Source organism: Pseudomonas costantinii (genome assembly GCF_001870435.1).
GTDB lineage: Bacteria > Pseudomonadota > Gammaproteobacteria > Pseudomonadales > Pseudomonadaceae > Aquipseudomonas > Aquipseudomonas costantinii.
Genome location: NZ_MDDR01000020.1, coordinates 53,032 through 68,323 on the forward strand (window position 1 = coordinate 53,032; position 15,292 = coordinate 68,323).

Consider the following 15,292-nt stretch of genomic DNA (forward strand, 5'->3'; position numbering starts at 1 on the left):
GTGTTGACGTAAAAAACGCCGCGTATCGCAAGATACGCGGCGTTTTTTTTGATCGTTCCCACGCTCCGCGTGGGAATACCGCCAGTGACGCTCTGCGTCACGCCTTACCCTGCAGCGCCAGCTGCACCGCGCCGTCAACGCTCAAGGCGCTGAGCAACACCCTTGGCGCAACCGCTTCCGGCAGGGCTTGCAACACTTCCAGGGCCTCATGGCGCACGCGAGCCAGCACCAGACGCTTGCCCTCCCCCTGTACTTGCGCGAAAAACGCCGCCAGCGCTTCGATACTGGTGCCATCCAGATCAGGCGACTCTTCCAGGCTCAGCACCACCGCCTCTACCGGCGACTGGCGCATCAGGCGCAAGGCCGCGCCCAGAATGCGTTCGGCATTCGCGAAAAACAGCGCTTCACTGGGCCGCACGATCAGCAGGCCCGGCACGTCCACCGCATCGGCATGATGCTGACGATCAACAAAGTCATGACCGCTGCCCAAGCGTCCAAGCACCTGGATATCTGCCGACGACATTTGGCGCAACATCAACACCACACTGATTGCCACCGCTACCAGCAAACCATCCAGCACACCGAGCACCAGCACCGCCGCCACCGCACAAATCACCAGCAAACGGTCGCGTCGCCAAAGGAAATAGCGCCCCAGCGGTTGCAAACTCAAGCCACGCGCCAACGCATAGATCACGATGGCCGCGAGCACCGGTTCCGGGGTCAGCGCGACATACGGCAGCACCGTCAATACGATCAGCAACACCACCAGCGCGGCGACAACCCCAGCCAAACGCGAACCTGCACCCGCCGCCTCATTGGCTGAAGTCGCCGAATACCCTGCACCGGCGGGCATTCCGTGAAACAACCCGGACACCAGGTTGGCCGCACCCAACGCCAGCAAGTCGCGATTGGATGACACGCGGTCGCCGTGCTTAAGCGCGAATGAACTGATAGAACCATAGGACTCCGCGTACAGGATCATGACCAAAGCAAACGCCAGCTCGCCCAAGCGCAGCCAATCGGCGAACGGCAGGTCTGGAAAATGTCCCAGCTCCAGGCGCAAGTCGATCAGACCGATCAGCGCCACACCGTGCGCCTGTAAATCCAGATACTGCCCGGCAACGATGCCCAGGATCACCACCAGCAGCCCGCCTGGAAGCCTTGGAATACGCGCGCACAGCCACAACACCATCAAGGCCGTCGCAGCCACCATGGCTGCCGGCCAGTTCCAACGCGGCAACTGCTCCAGCAACTGCGGCAGGAAGCGGATCAGGTTGTTGTCGGTCAGGTGCACACCGACCACGCCGGCCAGTTGCTTGAGAATGATGGTCAGCGCCAGACCGAAGGCGAAACCGCGCAACACCGGTTTGGCGATAAACGAGGTGACGCCCCCGAGCTTGAACAGCCCGGCCAACAGGAACAGCACCCCAGTGATCAGCACCAGCCCGAACGCCAGGGACAGCCTCAGCGCCGGGTCACCGCCCGCCAGGCTGGCGGTGGCAGCGGCCAGTACCGCCGCCGAAGACGATGTGGCCGAAACAATCGCAAAACGGCTGGTGCCGAACAGGCCGTAGCACACCAGCCCCGCAAATAATGCAATCACCCCGGCCTGGGGTGGCAAAGCGGCGATGCTGGAATACGCCACCGCTTCGGGCAGCAACAAGCCTGCAATCGCCAGCCCGGCGAGTACATCCTGCAAGCGATTGGGGGGTATAGCCGCCGGTGTATCGGTTTCAGTTTTCAATCGGCCCAACCCATCCCGGCAAATAACGCGCTTCCTGGCTGCGCGCCAGGCCCATGGCCTTGCTCAATAGCTTGGCATTCGGCTGGTTGACCACGTCGCTGCCGATGCGGCTACGGAAGAAGTCCGCCCAGAGAAACTCACTGAACGGCGTGGCGTCCTTGGCGTAACCACCGGCTGTACGCAACATGCCCGCCAGGCTGCGATAAGGGTCGTCCTGCAAGTCGGTAATCCGTCGGGGGATGGCTTCATAGGTACGACGCAAACCGCGCGCATCGTAGGGATGCACCCACTGGTTGAACGCCATGACATTCCAGAAGGTGCTGCGCTCCACGAATGACAGGTCCTTGAGCATCAACAGTGAAACGTTCTTGACCTCCTCCAGCAGCAGCGCCAGGCCGAAATGGTGATGATCCGTAATGTAATAGCGCTCGTCCGGCCCCAGCACGCAAGGAAACCAGTGCTTGTCGAGCGCGGCGTCGCGCTCCTTACGCTTGAGCTTGGTCCAGGCTTCACGCTTGACGGCGACCTCAGCCATGCCGACGGTCAATTGTGTGGGATGCAGTTTTTCCAGCTTGCTGGTGATCAGTTGCGGACGGGGCCGGGCCATGGACATCTCCAAATAAGGAAACCAGTAAGCCGACAGCTTAGCCCTCATTGCGGACCCTGGGGTTGAGTCCGGACAGGTTTTACGGACACAAAAAAGCCGATTCGCGGTGTGCGCGAATCGGCTTTAGAGGGTGCAGCCCGCTATCAGGACATCAGCGAGTAAATCAATGCGGTAATCGCGACCAGGCCTACCGCGGTGACGAACACGTTGGACGCCTGCCCACGGTATTTAGCCATGGCCGGCACCTTACGGATGGCGTACATCGGCATCAGGAACAAGATCGACGCAATCACCGGGCCGCCCAGGGTCTCGATCATGCCCAGAATGCTTGGGTTAAGCGTGGCGACGAGCCAGCACACCACCAACATGAACGCGGCGGTCATGCGGTCCAGGGACTTGGCTGCCGGGCGGCGCCCCGTCTTGAGCACCAGGCCCTTGAGGCCTTCGCTGGCGCCGATGTAATGGCCCAGGAACGACTTGGCAATCGCCACGAATGCAATCAACGGCGCAGCGAAGGCGATGGTCGGGTTGTCGAAGTGGTTGGCCAGGTACGACAGGATCGACAGGTTCTGCGCTTTCGCCTCGGCCAACTGCGCCGGCGACAGGGTCAGTACGCAACTGAACACGAAGAACAGCACCATCACCACCATCAACAGGTGCGCGCGGGACAGGATCTGCGAGCTGCGCTCATCGGCGTTTGCGCCGTACTGGCGTTTCTGGTCAACCGCGAAGGCCGAGATGATCGGCGAATGGTTGAACGAGAACACCATCACCGGAATCGCCAGCCACAGCGTGCTGAGCAACGCCGAAGGTGCCGGGACCTCACGGGCGGTGCTGAGGATGCCACCGTTCCAGTGCGGGATCAGGTAAACGGCCAGGAACAGCAAGGCGACGATAAACGGATACACCATCAGGCTCATGGCCTTGACGATCACCTGCTCACCGCAGCGCACCACGGCCAACAGGCCGAGGATCAGCACAAATGCCAGGATCGCCCGTGGCGGCGGCATGATGTGCAACTGGTGCTCCATGAAGCTGCTGACGGTGTTGGTCAGCGCCACGCTGTAGATCAGCAGGATCGGGAAGATCGCGAAGAAGTACAACAATGTGATCAGTGCACCGGCCTTAAGGCCGAAGTGTTCTTCAACCACGTCGGTGATGTCGGAGCCGTCACGGCCAGACAGTACGAAACGGGTCAGGCCACGGTGGGCAAAGAACGTCATCGGGAATGCCAGTACGGCCAGGATCACCAGCGGCCAGAAGCCCCCGAGGCCCGCGTTGATTGGCAAGAACAAAGTACCGGCGCCAATGGCGGTGCCGAACAGGCCGAGCATCCAGGTGGTGTCCTGGCGGCTCCAGCTTGTGAGGGTTGCAGGTGTCGTCTCATAGCGTTCGTCGACGCTATTGGCCTGATCATTCATCCGGTCGGATCTCCGCATTCACACGGCCAGGACGAGTCAGAAAAACCTGACAGGCAGCGCCCCAGCCATAACAAGCGCGCGATTCTCCGGGATTCTTTCGAATAAGCAAAGACTTAGCTGAGGAACGGTTATGCGGTGCAGTGGCTCAAGAGCGGCTATAGCGGCGTTTTTCGCAGGCTCCAGCGTCGGACGAATATACATTCTTACCCGAGCAGAAACCGGACACATCCGTTGACAACCTCGCGCCTGCCCCAGCATGATCAGGCCATGAACCTTATTCAGCTGTTCCTCACCCGCACCACCACGACCGCTTACGGCGGGTCGTGCGGTTGCTGTGGGTGCTTGAACTAGAGACACCCAGGAATCAACCGAAGGCCCCGCCAGCAATGGACGGGGCCTTTTTATTGCTCCGCCATCCGGCAATCACAAGGAGCAACACCATGAGCGCAGCCCTGCTGATCATCGATATGCAAAATGGCCTGTACGATGGCCCCGACAAGCCATTCGAACGTGAACGTGTGCTGGACACCATTAACCGGCTTATCCACCGCGCCCGCAAAGCCAACGCACCGATCTTTGTCGCCCGCCACACCGGCCCGGCAGGTTCACCGATCGAAGCAGGCAGCCCACTGTGGCAGCTCTGGCCCGGCCTTGAGGTCGACGATGCCTGCGACCACCTGTTCAACAAAACGCGCCCCAGTTGCTTCCTGGGCACTGATCTGGCGCAGCAACTGGCGGCAGCGCAGGTCAATGAACTGGTGGTTGTGGGGATGAAAACCCAGTTCTGCGTCGACACCACCTGCCGAGTCGCTGTGGAACTGGGTTTTTCGGTGACCTTGCCGGAGGACGGCCATACTTGTATGGACACACCGGCGTTGTCGGCCGAGGCAATCATCGAGCATCACAATGCGACGTTGGCAGGGGCGTTTGTGAAGCGGGTGAAAGCGCAGAATATTGAGTTCTAGGGGTACTTGGGCGGGATTTTTTCTGACTGAACAAAACGTTCTGTCTTACAAATCCCGCATACTCATCCTCTCAAACCCTTCAGGAAGAGCCTTCCGATGTCCACCACTGTTCTGGTCCTGGTTGAAACCATCAATGAATACCTGCAAATCATCGAGGGCAACGACTTTCATTTGATTCTGGCGCCGACGCCGGCTGAACGCGCCCAGGCGATCAAGGCCCATGGCGGGCAAATCAAGGCGGTGCTGACCCGTGGGCCGCTGGGGTTGTATGCCGAGGAGATCGCAGCGCTGCCGCTGCTGGAGATTATCTGCGTGATCGGCGCCGGCTATGAGCATGTGGACCTGCAGGCAGCCAGCAATCGCGGAATCGTCGTGACTAACGGCGCCGGGGTGAATGCGCCGTCGGTGGCCGATCACGCCATGGCGTTGTTGCTGTCGCTGGTAAGGGGTATTCCTCAGACGGACGCGGCGGTACGACGCAACGAATGGCCGAAGGTGATGCGCCCTTCCCTGGGCGGCAAGCAGTTGGGCATTCTCGGGCTCGGCGCGGTGGGCATGGAGATCGCCAAGCGCGCTGCCTTGGGGTTCGGCATGGAGGTGAGTTACCACAACCGCCAGCCCCGTGATGATGTGGACTACACCTACTGCGCGACGGCTGTGGAGCTGGCGCGCACGTCGGACTTCCTGATCCTGGCCACCCCCGGCGGTGCGAGCACCCGCCACTTGATCGATCGCCATGCCCTCGATGCCTTGGGGCCGAACGGCTATCTGGTGAACATCGGCCGCGGCAGCGTAGTGGTCACCGCCGACCTGGTGGCCGCGCTTGAACAACGGCGTATCGGCGGCGCGGCCCTGGACGTGTTCGACGACGAGCCCAAAGTGCCCGACACCCTCAAGCGCCTGAGCAATACCGTGCTGACCTCTCATGTGGCGGGCTTGTCGCCGGAAGCGGCCCACGACACCGTGCAACGCGTGGCTGACAATCTGGTGGAATACTTCGCCGGCCGGCCGGTGCTGACGCCGGTCACGTTGCCGCCGCGCAACTAACCAGTAGCGAATAGCCATCACCATTCTAAAACCTGACTACACTGCTTGCGGGGATGCTCAGGACGTCGGTACATGACCGGCGAAGGAACGCGCAATGTTTGGCCATGGACGCGGCCCAGCCCGCCAACGCGGTGTCATCGGTTTGATGGGCGCCGGGACTCTTGGGCTCGCGTTGTTGTTTTTGTTGCTGGTGGTCGACAGCGGTCGCTTGTACCTGGAGAAGCGCAAACTGCAGCGCGTCGTCGACACGGCGGCGTTGGAAGCGGTAAGCCGAGGTGGCAAGTGCGCGGCGCCGAGTATCAACGCCGCGCAGTTCGCGGTTGAAAGCGCTACACGCAATAATTTCACGGTCGATGCAAATCGCACCCTGGCCGTCGCGTGCGGCACCTTGACCACCGGCGCTGATTTTATGCGCACCTTCAGCGCCAACCCCGCCAAAGCCGACGCCATCCAGGTCATCGCCACCCATCGCGTCGCCACCAGCATTGCCCATGCCTTGCTCACCCTGTTTTCGGCACAACCCGTCAGCCTGACGACACTCCTGAGTGCCACCGCCGTGGCCGCCGCCCCTGCTCCGCCGGTTGCGTCACTCACGGTTCGCAGCACCTTGTTGACCGTCGACAGCACTAAGTCTGCGGTACTCAACGGCTTGATCGGCGGCTTGCTGGGCGGCAAGTTGCAACTCGACGCGGTGGGCTGGAATGGCTTGATCAACACCGATATCAGCTTGCTCAACTACCTGGATGCCTTGGCCATCCGCCTGAACGTCAGTGCCGGCAACTACGATCAGTTGCTCAAGACCGACGCCACCGTCGGCCAGTTGATTCAGGCCGCAATCGATGTGCTCAAGGTGGGCGGCGATGCGGTCAAGGTGGTGATCAATAACCTCGAAGCGATCAAACTGATTGCGCCAGGCACGCAGATCCTGCACCTGGGCGATCTGGTCAATATTCAAAATGGCACAGACAAAAGTGCCCTGGACGTCAACCTGCAACTGTTCAACCTGATCCAGGGGTTTGTACAGCTCTCGAACAAAGCCAACGCAGTGGCGGTCGATTTGCCGGTGGATGTGTTGGGCCTGCTGAATATCACGGTGATGACCCGGGTCATTGAGCCCGCCCAGATCTCTGCTATTGGTAACCCGCAGTTGATCGCTACCCAGCCGATCTTCGTGAGGACGGCGCAGGTCAGGACCTTGATTTCCGTGAAGTTGCCGATCGTAACGGTAGTCAATAATGTACTCGGCGGCCTGGTACAACTACTGAACGATGTACTGGGCGGCCTTTTGGGACTGCTCGACCCCAATTGCTGCCTGGTAACCAGCCTTGAAATCGGCGACAAACTCGACATCGCGCTGGAAGCCGCAGGTGGCAGTGCGCAGGTCACTGGCTACAGTTGCGACAGCAATAACACGTCATTGTCGACGCTCGGAGAAACCTCTGCATTACGCGTAATGATTGGCCAGGTTGATCCCAAGAATCTGTTCTCGTCCAAAGAAAAACTCCAAGTCAATGAGTACCCGGTGGTGGATATCGGCACCAAAACCTGCAAGCGCGGTACTGGCGTCTGTAGCGACAGGGAAGCATTTGCGGCAGGCGGGCTGGGTATCCGCATCGACAGCAGTGTCGCCAGGACCGAGCTCGCGCACACCTACCTCAAGCCGCCCGCCATTAATCAGAAACCTGACTATTTTCAGTTTGCTGCCTCAAATGTGGTCGGCAGCCTCAAAGACACGCTGACCGGCATCCAATTTATCAACCACACGCCGACAATGGCCAGCCTCCTGGGCGCCGTACTGGGTATTGTCACTGGCCTGCTCAACGGCCTGCTCTCCACCCTGAGCGGACTGATTGCCGGGGTGCTCTCCCCCCTTCTCGACCCCATCGTCAATAACCTGCTCGCTGGCCTGGGCGTCGACCTGGCGAAAGTCGAAATCGGTGCCAACCTGTCTTGCACCCCGGGTGGCCGTGCCGTGCTGGTGATTTGAGCACATCAAGCCCGCTGATCATCATCCAACACGCTAACCTATTAAGCCGCCCCGACCTTGTCCGTGGGCGGCTGTGCGCATTAGATTAGCCAATAGTCCAAGGCCTTTAGAATAAGCAGAAGGGATAAGCATGGCGCTTAACGACCAATCGACCCAGATTCGCCCAGGCGAAGAACTTGATGCCAGCCTGATCGATCCCTACCTCAAGGCCCATATTCCAGGCTTGAGCGGCAACGTAAAAATCAGCCAGTTTCCCGGCGGCGCGTCTAACTTGACGTACCTGCTGGAGTACCCGAACCAGGAGTTTGTGCTGCGTCGCCCACCGTTTGGCCACAAAGCCAAGTCCGCCCACGACATGGGCCGCGAATACCGCATTCTCAACCAACTCAAAGACGGCTTTCCCTATTGCCCAAAAGCCTATGTGCACTGCACCGATGAATCGGTGATCGGCGCCGAGTTCTATGTGATGGAACGGGTCAACGGCATCATTTTGCGCTCCGACCTGCCGCCCGAACTAGGCCTGGACGCGCCCAAGACCGAAGCCCTGTGCAAAAGCTTTATCGACAAGCTCGTTGAACTGCACCAAGTCGACTACACCGCCTGCGGCCTGGCTGACCTCGGCAAGCCCGAAGGCTATGTGGCACGCCAGATTCGCGGCTGGAGCGATCGCTACGAAAAAGCCCTGACCCCTGACGCCCCAAGCTGGGAGGTCGTACGCACCTGGCTCAATGACAAGATGCCGGCTGACCACCCGACCTCAAGCATCGTGCACAACGACTACCGCTTCGACAACGTGATCCTCGACCCGCACAACCCGATGCAGATCATCGGCGTGCTGGACTGGGAACTGACCACGTTGGGCGACCCGCTGATGGACTTGGGCAACACCCTCGCCTACTGGATCGAAGCCACTGACCCTGCGCCGGTGCAAATGACGCGCCGACAACCGAGCAACGCCCCCGGCATGCTCACCCGTCGCCAGTTCGTCGACTATTACGCCGAGCGCTCCGGCATCCAGATCGACAATTTCGACTTCTACTACACCTACGGCCTGTTCCGCCTGGCCGGCATCGTGCAGCAGATCTACTACCGTTTCTTCCACGGCCAGACCCAGGACAAACGCTTTGCGCAGTTCATCCAGATGAACAAGCTGCTGGAGCAGATGAGCCTGAATGTCATCGGCAAATCCGCGCTCTGATCGCACACAACAAGGAACCCCTATGTCCAAGACAGACCTGTTTGATCTCGATGGCAAAATCGCTTTTGTCTCCGGCGCCAGCCGTGGTATCGGCGAAGCCATCGCCAAATTGCTGGCCCAGCAAGGCGCCCATGTGATCGTTTCCAGCCGCAAGCTGGAAGGCTGCCAACACGTAGCCGACGCGATCATCGCCGACGGCGGTAAAGCCACCGCCGTTGCGTGCCATATCGGTGAAATGGAGCAGATCACTCAAGTGTTCTCCGGTATCCGCGAGCAGTTCGGCCGCCTGGATATCCTGGTCAACAATGCCGCGACTAATCCACAGTTCTGCAACGTACTGGATACCGACCTCGGTGCATTCCAGAAGACCGTCGATGTGAACATTCGCGGCTACTTCTTCATGTCGGTGGAAGCCGGCAAGCTAATGCGCGAGAACGGCGGCGGCAGCATCATCAACGTGGCGTCGATCAATGGCATTTCCCCCGGCGTATTCCAGGGTATCTACTCGGTGACCAAGGCCGCCGTGATCAACATGACCAAGGTGTTCGCCAAGGAATGTGCGGCGTTCGGTATTCGTTGCAACGCCTTGCTGCCGGGCCTGACCGACACCAAGTTTGCCTCGGCGCTGGTGAAGAACGATTCGATCCTGAAAATGGCCCTGGCACAGATCCCGCTCAAGCGTGTGGCTGACCCCAGCGAAATGGCCGGCGCGGTGTTGTACCTGGCCAGTGACGCATCGAGCTATACCACCGGTATATCGCTGAATGTGGACGGCGGTTTCCTGTCCTGATCAAGGGTTCGGCGGTTGCTGGCGAAAGCTCACCGCCAGGCGGTTCCAGCCACTGATGCTGGACACCGCCATGGTCAGGTCCACCAGTTCCTGCTCGCTGAACTCCACGCGCACCGCAGCAAAGAGTTCATCCGAAACGCTTGAAGTCGGCAGCGTCGCCACCGACTCACTCCAGGCCAATGCGGCCTTCTCCCGCGTGCTGAAAAATGGCGAATCACGCCATACGCACAGCGCAAACAAACGTCGCTCCGTCTCTCCCCGTTGCCGGGCCGCCATCGAGTGCATATCGGTACAAAACCCGCAGTGGTTGAGTTGCGAGACGCGGATTTTGATCAACTCCAGCAATGGCTTTTCGATGGACAAGTCAAAGGTGCTCGCCTCCAGCATCAACATGCCTTTTAGCGCTTGTGGTGAGGCAGTGTGGTAATCCAGGCGGGGTTCCATGGGCAGTTCTCGGGCAACGGATACAATGGCAACCCAGCCTAGAGCCCGCGAGACATCAGCCCTATAGCCAATCGGACGGTTTATCGAGAGACCATTTTGAGCGAATCACGCGAGCGAGTAATCTTGGCGCAGATCGAAGCCTTGGGATGAAATATGGAACTGCACGTGGTGATCAACGGCCGCAAGGACCTGGCCGACCAACTGTACCGGCAGTTGCGCGAAGCTATCGCGTCCGGGCGCCTGACCGCCGGTGCGCAACTGCCTCCCAGCCGTTTGCTGGCCGAGCAGTTGGGGGTGTCACGCAAGACCGTGTCCGACACCTACGCCACCCTGACCTACGAAGGCCTGCTGGTGGGCAAGACCGGCCGCGGCACCTTCGTCAACGCCCACGCGCCGCAGGCCGAACGCCTGCAAACCGCCACCGACCTGGCCTGCGCCTCCAACCTGGCTAAATGGGCGGCACTGCCCTCGCCCATGCGCCACCCTACACGCGACAGCACCTTGCGCTACGAATTTATCGGCGGCGCCACCTCACGCAATCAATTTCCCCAAGATGAATGGCGGCGCTGCACCCAGGACGCCTTGCGCCGTATCGCGCAGAACAGCGGCTTTTACAGCCAGCCTGAAGGGCTGCCGGCGCTGCGCGAGGCCATCGCCGGGCATATCGCATTTTCCCGTGGGGTGAAATGCCGCGCCGACAGCATCGTGGTCACCAATGGCGCGCAACAGGCGCTGGACTTGATCGCCCGTGTGGTGCTGGAACCGGGCAGCATTGTCGCCATGGAAGACCCCGGCTACAGCCCGGCGCGCCAGTTGTTCATGGCGATGGGGGCCAAGGTTGCCGGTATACCCGTCGACGAACAGGGCATCCAGGTCGATAGAATCCCCGATGGCACCCGGCTGATCTATGTGACGCCGTCCCACCAATTCCCGCTCGGCATGCCCATGAGCCTGTCGCGGCGCGAAGCCTTGCTGGCGCGGGCTTTCGAGCTGGGGGCGATCATCATTGAAGATGACTACGACAGCGAGTTCCGCTACGAAGGCCGCCCCACCGACTCCCTGCAAAGCATGGACACGCGGGGCGTAGTCACCTACGTCGGGACTTTCTCGAAAACCCTGCTGCCCGAACTACGCCTGGGTTACACCGTACTGCCGCCAGCCATTTACGGCGCGGTGCTCAAGGCCAAGCAACTGACCGATCAGCACAGCTCCACGCTGGCGCAATGGGCACTGGCCAAGTTCATCAACGAAGGTTATCTGCTCAAGCATATCCGCCGCTGCCATGCGGTGTACGCCGGGCGCCGCGAGCGTATTTTGCAGCGGCTGGCGGGTGACTTGTCACCCTGGTTCGAAGCAGTGCCCACCGTGGCCGGGTTCCATATGGCGGCGCTGTGCAAGGTGCCGGTGAATATCCCATTGCTGATGGCGTTGGCACGCCAGGTGGAAGTGGGGTTGTACCCGGTGGATGTGTTCTTTCATGACGCGCCGGTAAGGTCCGGCCTGATCATTGGTTTTGGTGCAATCGAGTTGCTCGACATCGACCCTGCCTTGGACAGGGTGCGCGAGATTCTCCAGCAGATTGGCTAGGTGGTTTTCCGCAGGATTGGTCATTGGTCACCTACACCCTGCGGCGTAGGGTGAAGCGGTCTCGAACCAAACGGAACCCGCATCATGAAACGACTGCTCGCTACCACGCTGATGCTCGCCTCACTCAGCGCCTTCGCCCATGAACCGGTCTACAACCAGGAATCGATCAAGGTGCTGCAAGAGCACGCCTTGACCAATGTGCCCGGCAAAAAAACCATCATGCTCACGGTGGACTACGCCCCCGGCCAGGCCACTGTGCCCCACAGCCACACTGGCACCGCCGTAGCGTATGTGCTGGAAGGTGAAATCACTTCACGGGTCAACGATGAAAAAGCGATTACCTACAAGGTGGGTGAGTCGTTCTACGAACCGGCCGGTTCGCGGCACTTTGAATCGAGCAATGCCAGCCAGACCAAGCCCGCCAAGCTGCTGGTGGTAATGGTGCTGGATGACAAGGCTGAGGTGCTGACGCCTCTGCCACAGTAATCAGCCACACCACAAAATCAATCTCAGAGAGTCAGGGGCGTTTGAACTGGCGGCGCAAGTCTTCGATCTGTGATCGGCACACGCAGCCTTCCAAGTGATCATTAACCATCCCCATCGCCTGCATCAGCGCATACATCGTGGTCGGGCCGACATAGGTCCAGCCGCGTTTCTTCAAGGCTTTCGACAAGCGCACCGAAGCCGGTGATGTTGGGTTGGCTGTCCAATAAGCCATATCCAGCACCGCCGGGCGTTCCTCATCACTCGGTTCAAACGCCCATAACCAACGCGCCAACGAACCGGTTTCATCCACCAATTCGCAGGCCCTGCGCGCATTGTTAATGGTGGACACGATCTTCGCGCGATTGCGCACGATGCCCGGGTCATTCATCAACCGTTCGATATCCGCCTCGCCGTACTGCGCCACCCTTCGAAAATCAAAGCCCTCAAACGCCACTCGGAACTGCTCGCGCTTGCGCAAGATAGTGATCCACGCCATGCCCGCCTGAAAACCTTCCAGGCAGATCTTCTCGTACAACTGGATATCGTCGGCCACCGGCACGCCCCACTCGTGGTCGTGGTAGCGCGGGTATTCGGCCGCGGCCGTGCGCCAAGTGCAGTGGGTTTGCCCTGTTTCATCGGTGGTCAGTCCTGCAGTGTCCATCCATCACCTCACGTATCAAGCGGCGGATGATAAGCGAAAAAAATTCCACCCCGTCAACCGCTCAAGCACCGCACTTGGCGAGCAACTGGTCAGACCGGAACCTGTCAACCAACGAATAATGACTTGTGATTTCAAAAAAACCCGGCGTAGACTGGCCCCGCACTGGACTTACCGGTAAGACCACAACAATTAAGCCCTGGAACCACCAGGGCACCGAATAGAGATCCCTCCCATGCTCAGATGGTGCTCGCGTTCGATTTTCCTGCAAGTCGTGATTGGCCTGATGCTCGGCATCATCTGCGGCCTGGCCCTTCCCGAATTCTCCTCGCAACTCAAACCCCTGGGTGACGGCTTCATCAAGCTGATCAAGATGCTGATTGGCCTGATCGTATTCTGCGTGGTGGTCAGCGGTATTTCAGGCGCCGGTGACTTGAAGAAAGTCGGGCGTATCGGCCTCAAGTCGGTGATCTACTTTGAAGTACTGACCACCGTTGCCCTGGTGATCGGCCTGGTCATGGCCTTCAGCACGGGCATCGGCACCGGCGCCAATATCCATCTTGAGCAGTTGTCCTCAGCCGGCCTGAATGAATTGGCCGACAAGGGCCAACACATCAGGGGCACCAGCCAGTTCCTGATGGACCTGATTCCCAACTCGGTGATCGGCGCCTTCGCTGACAACAATGTGCTGCAAGTGCTGCTGTTCTCGGTGCTGTTCGGCAGCGCGCTGAATCTGGTAGGTGAAGCGGCGTCGGGTATCTCGCGGCTGATCAACGAACTGAGCCATGTCATCTTCCGCATCATGGGCATGATCGTGCGCCTGGCGCCGATCGGCGTGTTTGGCGCGATCGCCTTTACCACCAGCACTTACGGCCTGGACTCACTGCAACACCTGGGCAGCCTGGTGGGTTTGTTCTACCTGACCTGCTTTGTTTTTGTCGGATTGGTTCTCGGACTGGTGATGCGCCTGTCCGGTCTGCGTATGCTGCCGCTGCTCAAGTACCTGCGCGAAGAGCTGTTGATCGTGATGGGCACCGCCTCATCCGACGCGGTGCTGCCACAGATCATGCGCAAACTTGAGCACCTGGGCATCGGCAGCTCCACCGTGGGCCTGGTGATTCCGACGGGGTATTCGTTCAACCTCGACGGCTTCTCGATCTACCTGACCTTGGCCATCGTGTTTATCGCCAACGCCACCGGTACTCCGCTGTCGATGACGGACTTGCTGACCATCCTGCTGGTGTCGCTGATCACCTCCAAAGGTGCCCACGGCATTCCCGGCTCGGCGCTGGTGATTCTGGCGGCGACACTCACCGCAATCCCGGCGATTCCGGTGGTCGGCCTGGTGCTGGTGTTGGCGGTGGACTGGTTCATGGGCATCGGCCGCGCGTTGACTAACCTGATCGGCAACTGCGTCGCCACCGTGGCCATCGCGCGCTGGGAAAAAGACATCGATATCCAGCGCGCCAACAAAGTACTCGACGGCCAGCAAGGTTATGCCTTCCAGGCCAAGAAGCCGGTGTTGCCTGCACATCAGGACTTTTGATTCGCTCCTGAGGACAACACAAATCCAATGTGGGAGCTGGCTTGCCTGCTCCCACATTGATTGAGATTGAATATGTACTCGAAACTTAAAGGAGGCGTAGACGTGATCAGCACCTCAACCGTCGTCAATTCAGTGGTAGAAAAACTGCGCGCCGCCCTGGCGCGGGGCCAGTGGCGCCGTGGCGAAATGCTGCCCGGCCAGCGTGAACTGGCCGAACAGATGGGCATCAGCCGCCCCAGCCTGCGCGAAGCGGTGATTGTGCTGGAAACCCTCGGTCTGGTGCGCTCCATGCCCGGCAAAGGCGTGGTGGTGTTGGAAACCAGCGTCAGCGAACCGCAATCCAGCGACGCCGTGGCCGACGCCAGCCTCGAAGATATCCTGCAACTGCGCTACACCCTCGAGCCGTTCATTGTTGGCCTGGTGGCCCAATCGATCAGCAGCAAAGAGGTCGGCCAATTGCGCCTGACCCTGATGGACATGCGCGAAGCCCTGGATGCCGAGGACGCCGAAGCGGGAATGAACGCCTACATCGGCTTCCATGAAGAGCTGTTCGCCCTCACCTCCAACCCGATCTTTCAGAACGTGGTGCAACAAACCAGCAACGCCCTCAAGCAAAGTGCCCAAGTGCTGCGCAACTCGCCCGAACACCTGGCGGAACGCTTGCAGGAAAACGAAGCCGTGGTGCGCGCCATCCGCAGCAAAAACAGCGCGCTGGCCAGTGCAGAAATGCGTCGGCACATCCTTCAGGAAGGCCTGCGTGTGGGTATTCGCTTGAACATCCCGGACGACCATCTGGGCAGCTGATTTATTGG

14 protein-coding genes are annotated in these 15,292 nt (G+C 59.9%); 9 read left to right on the plus strand and 5 right to left on the minus strand.

From position 1 onward, the window contains the following. Positions 1–97 precede the first annotated feature (97 nt). From BFL40_RS10710 to BFL40_RS10720, 3 genes are all read right to left on the minus strand, one after another. Entirely contained in the window at positions 98–1,744 is a 1,647-nt protein-coding gene (locus BFL40_RS10710; protein ID WP_071483954.1) for a SulP family inorganic anion transporter, read from the minus strand. After that, positions 1,734–2,351 (minus strand): ParB-like protein, encoded by a 618-nt coding sequence (locus BFL40_RS10715; RefSeq protein WP_083374602.1) that lies wholly within the window; start codon positions 2,349–2,351, stop codon positions 1,734–1,736. Before BFL40_RS10715 ends, BFL40_RS10710 begins: the two co-directional genes overlap by 11 nt. 143 nt (positions 2,352–2,494) lie before the next feature. Then, entirely contained in the window at positions 2,495–3,772 is a 1,278-nt protein-coding gene (locus BFL40_RS10720; RefSeq protein WP_071483956.1) for a serine/threonine transporter, read from the minus strand. Positions 3,773–4,212: 440 nt separating this feature from the next. Between BFL40_RS10720 and BFL40_RS10725 the strand changes: the two genes are divergently transcribed. The 5 genes from BFL40_RS10725 (at position 4,213) to BFL40_RS10745 (ending at position 9,759) form a co-directional block, all read left to right on the plus strand. Further along, on the plus strand, positions 4,213–4,737 hold the full coding sequence (locus BFL40_RS10725) for a cysteine hydrolase family protein (RefSeq protein ID WP_071483957.1): 525 nt from the start codon (positions 4,213–4,215) through the stop codon (positions 4,735–4,737). Between the two features lie 96 nt (positions 4,738–4,833). Then, positions 4,834–5,784, plus strand: a complete 951-nt coding sequence (locus BFL40_RS10730; RefSeq protein WP_071483958.1) for a 2-hydroxyacid dehydrogenase — start codon at positions 4,834–4,836, stop codon at positions 5,782–5,784. Positions 5,785–5,878: 94 nt separating this feature from the next. Then, positions 5,879–7,771: a pilus assembly protein TadG-related protein gene (locus BFL40_RS10735; protein ID WP_071483959.1), complete on the plus strand. Its 1,893-nt coding sequence runs from the start codon at positions 5,879–5,881 to the stop codon at positions 7,769–7,771. Between the two features lie 130 nt (positions 7,772–7,901). Next, a complete protein-coding gene (locus BFL40_RS10740) occupies positions 7,902–8,969 on the plus strand; it encodes a phosphotransferase family protein (RefSeq protein ID WP_071483960.1) in 1,068 nt (355 codons plus the stop codon). 22 nt (positions 8,970–8,991) lie between these two features. Beyond that, positions 8,992–9,759 (plus strand): SDR family oxidoreductase, encoded by a 768-nt coding sequence (locus tag BFL40_RS10745; protein WP_071483961.1) that lies wholly within the window; start codon positions 8,992–8,994, stop codon positions 9,757–9,759. Here the strand turns inward: BFL40_RS10745 and BFL40_RS10750 are convergent, their stop codons facing one another. After that, positions 9,760–10,203 carry a carboxymuconolactone decarboxylase family protein gene (locus BFL40_RS10750; RefSeq protein WP_071483962.1) on the minus strand — a complete coding sequence of 148 codons (444 nt, stop codon included), beginning with the start codon at positions 10,201–10,203 and terminating at the stop codon, positions 9,760–9,762. Positions 10,204–10,356: 153 nt separating this feature from the next. On the opposite strand from BFL40_RS10750, the gene pdxR reads away from it, so the two are divergent. Beyond that, positions 10,357–11,790, plus strand: coding sequence for a MocR-like pyridoxine biosynthesis transcription factor PdxR (gene pdxR / locus BFL40_RS10755; protein ID WP_071483963.1), 1,434 nt, complete (start codon positions 10,357–10,359; stop codon positions 11,788–11,790). A gap of 84 nt (positions 11,791–11,874) precedes the next feature. Further along, the gene (locus BFL40_RS10760) at positions 11,875–12,276 is read left to right on the plus strand and encodes a cupin domain-containing protein (RefSeq protein WP_071483964.1); all 402 of its coding nucleotides are present in this window, start codon (positions 11,875–11,877) and stop codon (positions 12,274–12,276) included. Between the two features lie 31 nt (positions 12,277–12,307). Here BFL40_RS10760 and BFL40_RS10765 read toward each other — a convergent pair whose 3' ends face one another. After that, the gene (locus tag BFL40_RS10765; RefSeq protein WP_071483965.1) at positions 12,308–12,937 is read right to left on the minus strand and encodes a DNA-3-methyladenine glycosylase I; all 630 of its coding nucleotides are present in this window, start codon (positions 12,935–12,937) and stop codon (positions 12,308–12,310) included. 217 nt (positions 12,938–13,154) lie between these two features. Between BFL40_RS10765 and BFL40_RS10770 the strand changes: the two genes are divergently transcribed. Next, positions 13,155–14,480: a C4-dicarboxylate transporter DctA gene (locus tag BFL40_RS10770; RefSeq protein WP_174555618.1), complete on the plus strand. Its 1,326-nt coding sequence runs from the start codon at positions 13,155–13,157 to the stop codon at positions 14,478–14,480. Between the two features lie 102 nt (positions 14,481–14,582). Beyond that, the gene (locus BFL40_RS10775; RefSeq protein WP_071483967.1) at positions 14,583–15,284 is read left to right on the plus strand and encodes a FadR/GntR family transcriptional regulator; all 702 of its coding nucleotides are present in this window, start codon (positions 14,583–14,585) and stop codon (positions 15,282–15,284) included. Positions 15,285–15,292: the final 8 nt, after the last annotated feature.